An 842-nucleotide genomic window follows, 5' to 3' on the forward strand; every position below is an offset into this window, starting at 1 on the left:
CGCGGTGACCGCCGCTTCCCAGCTCTCCAGTTCGCTCTCAGCGCTGAGCGCCCAGACCTGTCGGTGCGAATGGTCGAAGGCGATGAGTCGCTCGGCGCTCAGCCATGCCCCATCTGTCTCGTCGCCCGTAGGGGACACGGGTGCCCCTGCAGCCGCGGCGCCGCTCTCGTAGTCGAGCCAGCCCACCCAGCCCCCGGTGAACGGCGGCTGCCCCGGCGTCGGGGCTGCGACGTCGAGGCGGACGTCGCGCGGAAGCGTCGAACGCTCCCCTGTGCCGATGAAGCTCCATCCCGTCGTCGCATCCGCGCCGGCGTCGAGCCAGAAGACATCGGCGTTCCCCGTTTCGAGCATCGGGAACACCGACGACGGCTCCGTCCACTCGGGAAGGGGTCTGGCGCTCAGCAGTACAGGCACCTTGCCAGCCTAGGACCGGGCGGCTCCCGTATTCTCGTGGGGTGGACGACCTCCTGATCTGGCTCCTCGACACCGTGCAGTCGATCGACCCGGTCGCACGCACGCTCATCGCCGGGCTCGCCGTGATGCTGGAGACGAGCATCCTGATCGGTCTCATCGTCCCCGGTGACACGATCGTGATCATCGCCTCGATGGGTGTCGCCACTCCCCTGGAGGGCATCGCGATGGGCGTCGCCGTCGTGATCGGCGCCCTCATCGGCGAGAGCATCGGCTTCTGGCTGGGCCGCTGGCTCGGACCACGAATCCGCGTGTCCTGGTTGGGGCGCAAGATCGGCGAGCACAACTGGGTGCGCGCCGAGAACTACCTCGAGCGCCGAGGGGGCATCGCGATCTTCCTCTCCCGGTTCCTCCCCGTGCTGCACTCGCTC

The 842-nt window shown here is 68.8% G+C and carries 1 protein-coding gene and 1 pseudogene; one reads left to right on the forward strand and one right to left on the reverse strand.

The window, feature by feature from the left end; all coding sequences use genetic code 11:
* A pseudogene (locus AX744_RS14075) lies at nucleotides 1-414 on the reverse strand (anthranilate synthase component I family protein); the annotation flags it as partial.
* A 41-nt stretch (nucleotides 415-455) separates the two neighbouring features.
* On the opposite strand from AX744_RS14075, the gene AX744_RS14080 reads away from it, so the two are divergent.
* Nucleotides 456-842 (forward strand): DedA family protein (locus tag AX744_RS14080; protein WP_197429242.1); only part of this gene is annotated, 387 nt, incomplete at its 3' end.

Origin of the sequence: Microbacterium sp. CCH5-D1 (genome assembly GCF_001557335.1) — a bacterium.
Taxonomy (GTDB): domain Bacteria; phylum Actinomycetota; class Actinomycetes; order Actinomycetales; family Microbacteriaceae; genus Microbacterium; species Microbacterium oxydans.